General features: G+C 70.7%; 9 protein-coding genes. 5 read left to right on the forward strand and 4 right to left on the reverse strand.

Features of this window, described 5'->3' with window-relative positions:
• Positions 1–47: 47 nt before the first annotated feature.
• Complete coding sequence (locus AB0M20_RS15670) at positions 48–197, reverse strand: hypothetical protein (RefSeq protein WP_364298556.1); 150 nt, start codon at positions 195–197, stop codon at positions 48–50.
• Between AB0M20_RS15670 and AB0M20_RS15675 the strand changes: the two genes are divergently transcribed.
• From AB0M20_RS15675 to AB0M20_RS15685, 3 genes are all read left to right on the forward strand, one after another.
• Positions 124–1,527 (forward strand): ABC transporter permease, encoded by a 1,404-nt coding sequence (locus AB0M20_RS15675; RefSeq protein WP_364298572.1) that lies wholly within the window; start codon positions 124–126, stop codon positions 1,525–1,527. The two genes, AB0M20_RS15670 and AB0M20_RS15675, sit on opposite strands and share 74 nt — an antisense overlap.
• Positions 1,528–1,599: 72 nt before the next feature.
• Entirely contained in the window at positions 1,600–2,184 is a 585-nt protein-coding gene (locus AB0M20_RS15680; RefSeq protein ID WP_364298558.1) for a hypothetical protein, read from the forward strand.
• A gap of 60 nt (positions 2,185–2,244) precedes the next feature.
• Positions 2,245–3,084: a polysaccharide deacetylase family protein gene (locus tag AB0M20_RS15685; RefSeq protein WP_364298560.1), complete on the forward strand. Its 840-nt coding sequence runs from the start codon at positions 2,245–2,247 to the stop codon at positions 3,082–3,084.
• On the opposite strand, the gene AB0M20_RS15690 is transcribed toward AB0M20_RS15685, so the two are convergent.
• Complete coding sequence (locus AB0M20_RS15690; protein ID WP_364298562.1) at positions 3,056–4,126, reverse strand: methyltransferase; 1,071 nt, start codon at positions 4,124–4,126, stop codon at positions 3,056–3,058. The two genes, AB0M20_RS15685 and AB0M20_RS15690, sit on opposite strands and share 29 nt — an antisense overlap.
• A 103-nt stretch (positions 4,127–4,229) precedes the next feature.
• Here AB0M20_RS15690 and AB0M20_RS15695 point away from each other — a divergent pair, with 103 nt between their 5' ends.
• Positions 4,230–5,066, forward strand: a complete 837-nt coding sequence (locus AB0M20_RS15695; RefSeq protein WP_364298564.1) for a M23 family metallopeptidase — start codon at positions 4,230–4,232, stop codon at positions 5,064–5,066.
• A gap of 392 nt (positions 5,067–5,458) precedes the next feature.
• A complete protein-coding gene (locus AB0M20_RS15700; RefSeq protein WP_364298566.1) occupies positions 5,459–6,868 on the forward strand; it encodes a heme peroxidase family protein in 1,410 nt (469 codons plus the stop codon).
• A 41-nt stretch (positions 6,869–6,909) separates the two neighbouring features.
• On the opposite strand, the gene AB0M20_RS15705 is transcribed toward AB0M20_RS15700, so the two are convergent.
• On the reverse strand, positions 6,910–7,683 hold the full coding sequence (locus AB0M20_RS15705; protein ID WP_364298568.1) for a maleylpyruvate isomerase family mycothiol-dependent enzyme: 774 nt from the start codon (positions 7,681–7,683) through the stop codon (positions 6,910–6,912).
• A complete protein-coding gene (locus AB0M20_RS15710) occupies positions 7,680–8,291 on the reverse strand; it encodes a TetR/AcrR family transcriptional regulator (protein ID WP_364298570.1) in 612 nt (203 codons plus the stop codon). The genes AB0M20_RS15705 and AB0M20_RS15710 overlap by 4 nt, the downstream gene beginning before the upstream one ends.
• Positions 8,292–8,317: the final 26 nt, after the last annotated feature.

Raw genomic sequence — 8,317 nt, forward strand, 5'->3', positions numbered from 1 at the left:
GAACCCTTAACTAAACTTGGAGACGAATGTCGGCATAGCGTGAGCTATTAAGCCGCCGGGACGGTCGGCGCGGCCACCCGGCGGATCGGCATCCTGAAGGCGCTCGGGTGCACACCGGCCGGGATCGTCCGCGCGTACGTCGCCCAGGCGCTGCTACCGGCCGGCGGCGGCGCGGTCGCCGGCATCGTCGCCGGCAACCTGATCGCGCTGCCGGTGCTGGCCGAGACCGAGGAGATCTACGGCTCCGCGAACACCACGATCGCGTGGTGGGTGACCGTCCTGGCGGCCGCCGGGGTGCTGGCGGTGGTGGCGGTGACCGCCTGGGCGGCGGCGCTGCGGGCCGGCCGCCTGCGCACTGTGGACGCCATCGCGGTCGGGCGCACACCCGCGCCGGCACGTGGACGGTGGGCGGCGCGGCTGGCCGGGCGGCTGCCCGTGTCCCGGCCGGTGGGGCTGGGCGTCGCCCGTCCCTTCGCCCGGCCGGTCCGCACCATGGCGATCCTGCTGGCGGTGACGGCCGGCGCGGCGGCGGCCACGTTCGCGATCGGGCTCGGCGCTTCGCTGCTCCGCATCCAGACCGCCGTCCAGCAGAACACCGCGGACGTCACGTTGGCCGGCAGATCCACCGCCGACCCGGCGGTCGTGCTCGCCACGATCGCGGCGCGGGACGGCACGCGCGCGGCGTACGGGATCACGCAGGCGCCCGCCACCGCCGCGGGCCTCACCGATCCGTTCCCCGTCACCACCGTTGCCGGCGACGCCTCCTGGGACGGGTTCGAGATGGTGTCCGGGCGCTGGTTCGCCGCACCCGGCGAGGCCGTCGCCGGGGCCCCCTTCCTGGCGGCGACCGGGTCGCGGGTGGGGGACACCGTCACGATCGATGCCGGCGGCACATCCGTGCGGCTGCGCATCGTCGGCGAGGTCTTCGACACCGGCCGCGGGGTGTTCACCGACGCCGGGACGATCCCCGATCTGGGATCGGACGAGTTCCGCATCGCGCTCACCGACGGCACCGACGCCGGCGCCTACGCCGAGGCGCTGACCACGGCGTTCGCCTCCCAAGGCCTGACCGCGCAGCCGAACGGCTCCGAGGTCGACCCGCTGCTCGTGGTCGTCCAGGCGCTGACCGGCACGCTGACGTTGCTGCTCATCGCGGTGGCCGCGCTCGGCGTGCTCAACATGCTCATCCTCGACCTGCGCGACCGGGTGCACGACCTCGGTGTGCACAAGGCGCTCGGCATGACACCGCGGCAGACGATCGCGATGGTGGTCGCGTCCGTCGCCGGCGTGGGCCTGGCCGGCGGGCTGCTCGGCGTACCCGTCGGTGTGACCATGCAACGCCTGGTCGTTCCCGCGATGGCCGCCAGCGGCGGCCTGCACCTGCCGGGGAGCCTTCTGGATGTGTACGGCCCCGGCCTGCTGATCGCGCTGGCCCTCGGCGGACCGGCGATCGCGCTGGTCGGCGCGCTGCTGCCCGCCGGCTGGGCGGCCAGGACCCGGACGGCGGTGGCGCTGCGCACCGAGTAGCAGCCTCGTCGTGCTCGGCGCACTAATGTTCGCGGCATGGCTTTGCGACCGGATGAGTTCTATGACCGTGCAGTGGCCATCGCCGACGGTGACCGCCGGCTCCCGCTAGCCCGCATGACGGGATGGGACATCAGCCCGTTCGAGCCGGACGGGCTGCGGGTCACGCCGCTGCGGCCGCCGGTGCTGCCCGAGCCGGCCAGGCACGGCGAGGACCCGTCGGATTGCAGCGCCTGCCGCAACCGCGACGAGGGAATCTGGCTCAACGATCGATGGCGGCTGGCGCGGGTCGCGGGAGTCGGTGTCCCGCTGGTGCTCATGCTGTATCCGCGCGACCACCACGACATGGCGGATCTCCCGGACGAGTTGGCCGCTGAACTGGGACTTCTCAGCACGCGCATCGTCCGTCACATGCAGGCACTGCCGCACGTCTCGCGGGCCCACCTCTATCGCATCGGGGACGGTGGCGCGCACCTGCACATCTGGTTCTTCGCCCGGCCGGAGGGGCAGGCGCAGCTCTACGGGTCGTGGCTGGTCGTGTGGGACGATCTTCTGCCGGAATACCCGGCGGAGGTCGCCGAGGCGGACGCCGCGGTCGTTGCCGAGGCCTTGGTCGCCTCCCACGGAGGCCGCCGCCCGACGAGCGAGCCGCGCGGCTGAGCCGCCGGCCGAGGGCAGGAGTAGCGTCCGTTCTGCCACCCGAGACATAGGGGAGGAAGAATGAATGGCTTTGTTCGCAGGCTGCTGGCGGCGGCGCTCGGGCTTCCTCTGGCCATGTCGGCCCTGACGGGGCCCGGCTGGGCGGGGACGACGGACCGGGGGCACGACCGGAGTTGTCGTGAATGGATCGGGTTGACCTTCGACGACGGCCCCAGCCACTACCGTACGGCGACCCTTCGGACCCTGCGCCGTAATCGCGTTCCGGCCACCTTCTTCGACGTCGGCATGCGCGTCGCGGCCAATCCACAGTTCGCCGCCTTCGAAGCCCGCGAAGGTCATCTCGTCCTCAACCACACCTGGAGTCACCCGCATCTGCCCGCGCTCGAGCCGGCGCAGGTGCGGTCGCAGGTGCTCCGGACCCAGCAGGTGCTCCGCAAAGCCGGCGCACCGATGCCGTTCAAGCTCCTCCGGCCACCGTTCGGCGACATCGATGACGCGGTTCGGGCGCAGCTCACCCGCCTGGGCTACCACTACGTCAACTGGGACGTGGTCGCGGTGGACTGGGACGTCGCCACGACCAGCGACGAGATCCGCGACACGATCGTGAACGCCCTGCGCCCCGGGCTGGTCATCCTGATGCACGACGGCCCGATCGACTCCGCGGCGGGCGCCGCCGTGCAGGCCGCCCTGCCGCAGGTGATCCACCGTGCCAAGCGGGCCGGCTACTGTTTCGGGCTGCTCAACGCCCGCGGCGAAGTGGTCCCGGCGACCCTCCGCCCGGCGCAGGCAGCCGTCCCGCGTGTGATCAACCCGGTGCCGTATCTGCCTCTCGGCGCGACCAGTGGCGGCCTCCTGCCGCCGCGGCCGTACGTCATCGTCGACCCGGCTGCCGAGCTCTGACCGGGCCCACGGCCTCCGCCTCGATGACGGCCAGCCCGGTCGGGGAATCGGTGGGGAAGACGTCGCGCACGCGGAACCCGGCCCCGGACAGCAGCTGATCGAACTCCGGCATGGTGCGTTCACGGGCATCGAGAAGCAGCAGCATGAGGAGGTCCATGCGGATGGCGGCCGGCACGTCGCGGGCCTGCCGCGGCAAGATCGCGTCGATGATGAGCAGCCGGGCGCCGGGCCGCATCGCGGCGTGGCAGACCCGGAGAATGCGCGTCGCGGCGTCGTCGTCCCAGTCGTGCAGGATGCGTGACAGCAGGTACGCATCGGCGCCGGCCGGCACCGAGTCGAAGAAGTCCGCCGCGACGAACGTGCACCGGTCGGCCAGCCCGGCCCGCTCCATCTCGAGCCTGGCCCGGTCCAGCATGGCCGGCCGATCGACCAGCGTCGCCGATAGGGCCGGCTCCGCACGGAGGGCGGCGTGGGTTATCAGGCCGGGACCGGCGCCCACGTCGACCAGCCGATTCAGCCCGGACAGGTCGTACGCGGCGACGACGGAGGCGGCCTCATGGGCGGCGCGGCCGGCCATCGACGCCTCGAACGCCTCCCGGTGCGCCGGGACGCTGTCGAGGTGCGCGAAGAACGGCTGCCCGTACGTCAGCTCGAAGGCGGATGCGCCCGCGGTCGCCACGTCGATCAACTTGTCGGCGGTCGGGAAGTACACCTCACCCCGGGCCAGGATCGGCCCCCGCTGCGACCCGGGCACGCCGTCGCGCAGGTACTCGCCGAGCGGGCCGAGGGAGAACCGCCCGTCGGGATCCTCGACGAACACGTCCTGCAGGCACAGCCCGCGCAGGACGCGGGTGATCACATCCGGATCCGCGTGGACGGCCGCCGCCACCGCCGGGCCGGTGGCCGACGTGCCGGCCAGCAGGTCCGCCAGCCGCAGCTTCGCCGCGACGTACAACAGCTGGGTGGTCAGGTAGCCGTCCGCCAGCTCGGCCAGGCGGGACGACCCGGCGGTCAGGGGGTGCCGCACGCTCGACAGGCTCACGATCGCATCGTCCGCGTGTGCGGGACCCGGCGCAGCCGATCTGCCGATTCCCGACATCGCCCGAGCCCTCCGCGGGCGCGTCCGCCGCACTACGGTACGCGGCATGGCGCTGATTCCGACCACCGGTCACGGCTGGCTGTTCGTTCCGCCGCTGGATCTGCCACTCACCTTCCGGCACGAGAACGGCCGGTTCGGTTCGCTGCGGCCGAAACCGCTGCCCGGCCCGCCGCCGTGTGCCACCGGACAGATCATCCCGGCCGACGATCCGCGCAACCCGACCGGTGCCGACGTGCACTTCGCCAACCAGATCCACGAGGCCGTCGATCTTGCCGCCGCGGCCGGGAACTGCGTGTTCGCCGCGTACAGCGGCCGGGTTGTCCAGGTCGAGACCGACCCGGCCGGCATCCGCGGCAACGTCACCATCGATCACCACCCGCAGGGCCTGGGGTTCGTCACGAAGTACAACCACATCACCGACGTCACGGTCGCCGTGGGCGACTTCGTCCAGAAGGGAGCGCCGTTCGCCGCGGTATCGGCGGAACCCACCGAACCGCACCTGCACTTCGAGCTGTGGGCGGTGGTCAACCGTGCGGACGTGGCGGGACCCGACTGGCCCGGTGACTCGGACCTGGTGCCGGTCGACCCGACCCGGGCGCTGTACGCCTGGGAGAAGCAGACCGCGGCCGACGAGGAATTCACCGGCGGCCCGCTCGCCCCGCAGGCGGTCGGAGTGGCGCACATCAACACGGTGCCGTTCTTCACGGCGACACTCGGGTCGACCGTCCTGCATGTGCCGATGTACGCGCCGATGAGCTCCGACGAACGGCTGACAGTCGATCTCTTGCGCGACGCGCACGCCCGCAACGCCGACGCCACGCTGCGCTGGAGGCCATCGACATTCTGGGGCGTCGATGTCGTGACCCAGGTCGAGTTGACCTGACCTGACGCCACGACCACTCTGATCCGCCGTCGAACGTTCTTCATTTCAACTCCATTGTCGTCGGAAACCCACCGAACGGGCCTTTCTCGACGGTGCTCGGCGACGGCATCCGTGCGGAATCCGACGAATTGCGTATGCGGTCAGGTGGAGGGCCCCGAGTATCTGCCATTCGTCCACTCGCGGCATTCTGCCGTCCGTGATAGACAACTCGTCGTCCATCGATGACCGATGGCACCCAGGGTCACGGACGACGGATGGGAAGAACCGCTATGACGTACCGCGGCAGACATGTCGAGCCCGGAGCCGACGGTGCCGACCGCCCTCGGCGGCTCACTCGCCGCGGTGTCATCTCGGGCGCGGGCGCAGCTGCCGCAGTCGCCGGCGGAACGGCGATGTTCGGGCCGATCGGCGCCGACGCGGCACAGGCGCCGAGCGCACCGGCCAGACCGTGGACACACGCCGGCCAGTTGCGCGGCATCGACATCGTGCAGACCGCGGGCCGGGAGAGAGAAGCCCGCTTCGGGGTCATGTTCAAGAAGGCGGCGAGCTTCGGCCCACCCGATGGGCTGCTGCGAGATCTCGCCGCCCAGATGGGTGAGCCGTCCGGCGCCACATTGGATAACCCGGACATTCTGGCGGGCGACACCTTTCTCGGCCAGTTCATCGACCACGACATGACCTTCGACACCACTCCCATGCCGGAACAACAGGCCGACCCGAAAGGGCTGACCAATTTCGACACTCCGTATTTCGATCTCGCATCGGTATACGGCCGCGGCCCGACGATCGACTCCGCATTCTACGAGTCCGACCGCACACATCTTCGAGTGGTGCGGAACGCGGAGGGCGTCGACGACCTGCCGCGGCGCACCGACGGCACCGCGTACATCGGCGACCCGCGCAACGACGAGAACCTGATCCTCGCGCAGCTGCATCTGCTCTTCGTGAAATTCCACAACCGGTGCCTCGACACCGGTCTGGCCGGCACCCTGGCGGAGGCTCAGCGGCTGACCCGGTGGCATTTCCAGTGGGTGATCGTGCACGACTTCCTGCCCAGCATCGTCGGCGCCGACATGATCGCGCGATTGCTCATCGGCACGCCGCTGAGGGTGAAGACGGAGTTCTACAAACCGGTCAACGTGCTCAAGCCGATGATGCCGATCGAGTACTCCGTCGCCGCGTACCGATTCGGGCACAGCATGGTCCGCGCCGGCTATGCGCTCAACGCCGGCGGCGGGGCGCGGATGTTCGACCCCGTCGAACCCGACCTGCGCGGCTCCCGGCCACTCCCGGCGACCGCCGAGATCGAATGGTGGCGGTTCTTCGACGTACCCGGCGCCCCGGCCGACCCGCGCAATCCGGCCAGGCTGATCGACGCCAAGCTCGCGATCCCGCTGCTCAACCTGCCACCCACCGTGGTGAGCGACCCCATGGTCTCGCTGGCCGAGCGCAATCTCATCCGCGGCAAGCGACTCGGCCTCCCGGCGGGTCAGGACGTGGCCCGCACCATGGGTCAGGTCCCGCTGACCAATGCCGAGCTCGGCCTGCCCGACGCCGGCAACCCCGGATGGGGTGGCAAGGCGCCGCTCTGGTTCTACATCCTCCGCGAGGCGGAGATCCGCACCGGTGGCCGGAGGCTCGGTCCGGTGGGCGGCCGCCTCATCGCCGAGGTCATCCTCGGGATCCTGTCCTGCGACCGGGGTTCCTTCCTGAACGCGAGGACGGCCTGGCGCCCGTCCGCTCCGATCGCTCCGGCGAGCCGGTTCACCATGGGGGAGTTGGTGAACTTCGCGCAGGGATGAGGTGCTGCGGCGCACGACTTCTGATCAGACAAGCTCTGTGATCAGAAGGGCACCGCGGTGGCCAGGAGCCCGGTGGCCTCGCCGCGCCCGGAGATCTTGCGACAGAACTCCATCGCGTCCAGCGTGACCCGCTCACCGCCGCTGCCCCAGACGCCGCCGGCTGGGCCGGTGAGTTCCAGTGTGCAGGGCTGCCCGTGGCGTTGAGTCCATTCGCGCACGATGTCGTCGACGAGGCGGCCGTCGTGCTCCGCGGTGGGCTGCGGGTCCAGGCCGGTGGCGGCGCAGATGTCCAGGCGGTGCATGAACGGGTCGCGGGTCAGGACGACGTCCACCAGAAACCCGAACGTCCACCGCTCCAGGTGGCCGCCGACCAGTTGAGCCTCGGGCATCGCGCGGCCGTGCAGGAGGCGGGACAGGCGGCGGCGACCGCGGACCGCGGCCGGTGTCAGCTCCCGCCACCGCTGGAGGAGCTCGGCGGTGGTGAGCCCGGCGTTGCGCCGGACCTGCAACGCGGTGAGGAAGTCGATGGAGACGGGCGCCTTGGCCTTCTTCGCCTCGCGCGTCGATGTCGACATCTGGCCGAGCAGTTGCGGCAGGCTGCTCATCATCTGCACCATGCCGAGCATGTGGCCGGCGGTGTCACGGACGTCCCAGCCGGTGTTGGCCGTCGGGGCCGACCACTGTCCGGACTCCAGCCGCGCCATCAGGTCCGCGCAACGCGCGTACTCGGCGGCGGCGAGACGCATCGCCTGGTCACGCTCGATGCCCGGGCGCCGGGGTGGTGCCTCGCTCCTGGGCAGCACCGATGCGGTCATGGCCGGCTCCTCTCGCTGGTGATGCCGACGTTGTCGGCGAACATGTCGATGGCGCGGTCGAGGAGTCTCGACCAGCGGGTGCCGCCCGGGTCGTTGGCGAGCTGCGCGTCGACCATCCCGGAGACGATGGCGACGTACAGGTCGATGTCGTCCTGGCTGCGGACGCCATGGCGGGCCATCCGGGCGATGAAGTCCTCCATCAGCGCCACGGAGGGTGCGTAGGCGTCCGGGCTCGGCGTGAAGTCGGCGATCGTCCGGAGATTCATCAGCTGGTGCCGGGCCGGGAACGCGACCGCGAAGTCGAAGAACACTCGGGCGTAATAACGCATGGCGGCACGGCTGGTGCCGGGCTCGTCGGCCTCCGCCGCCTTCGAGAACTCCAGGAACTGCGTCCAGGCGTCGCCGAACATCGCATCGTAGATCGCGTTCTTGGACGCGAAGTGGGTGTACAGCGAAGGGGCCCTCATCCCGACCCGGTCGGCCACGTCCCGCAGCGTCACCTGAGCCAGCCCTTTGTCGCGAGCGACCTGCCAGGCAGCGTCGATGATCTCCCGCCGCGTCGCCGTACGACGTTCGGCTGCCCTATCGCGCTTCGGCTCGCCTAACATGATTAGGATCCTCGCGCATCGGGCCC

Source organism: Actinoplanes sp. NPDC051633, assembly GCF_040681735.1.
Lineage (GTDB): Bacteria > Actinomycetota > Actinomycetes > Mycobacteriales > Micromonosporaceae > Actinoplanes.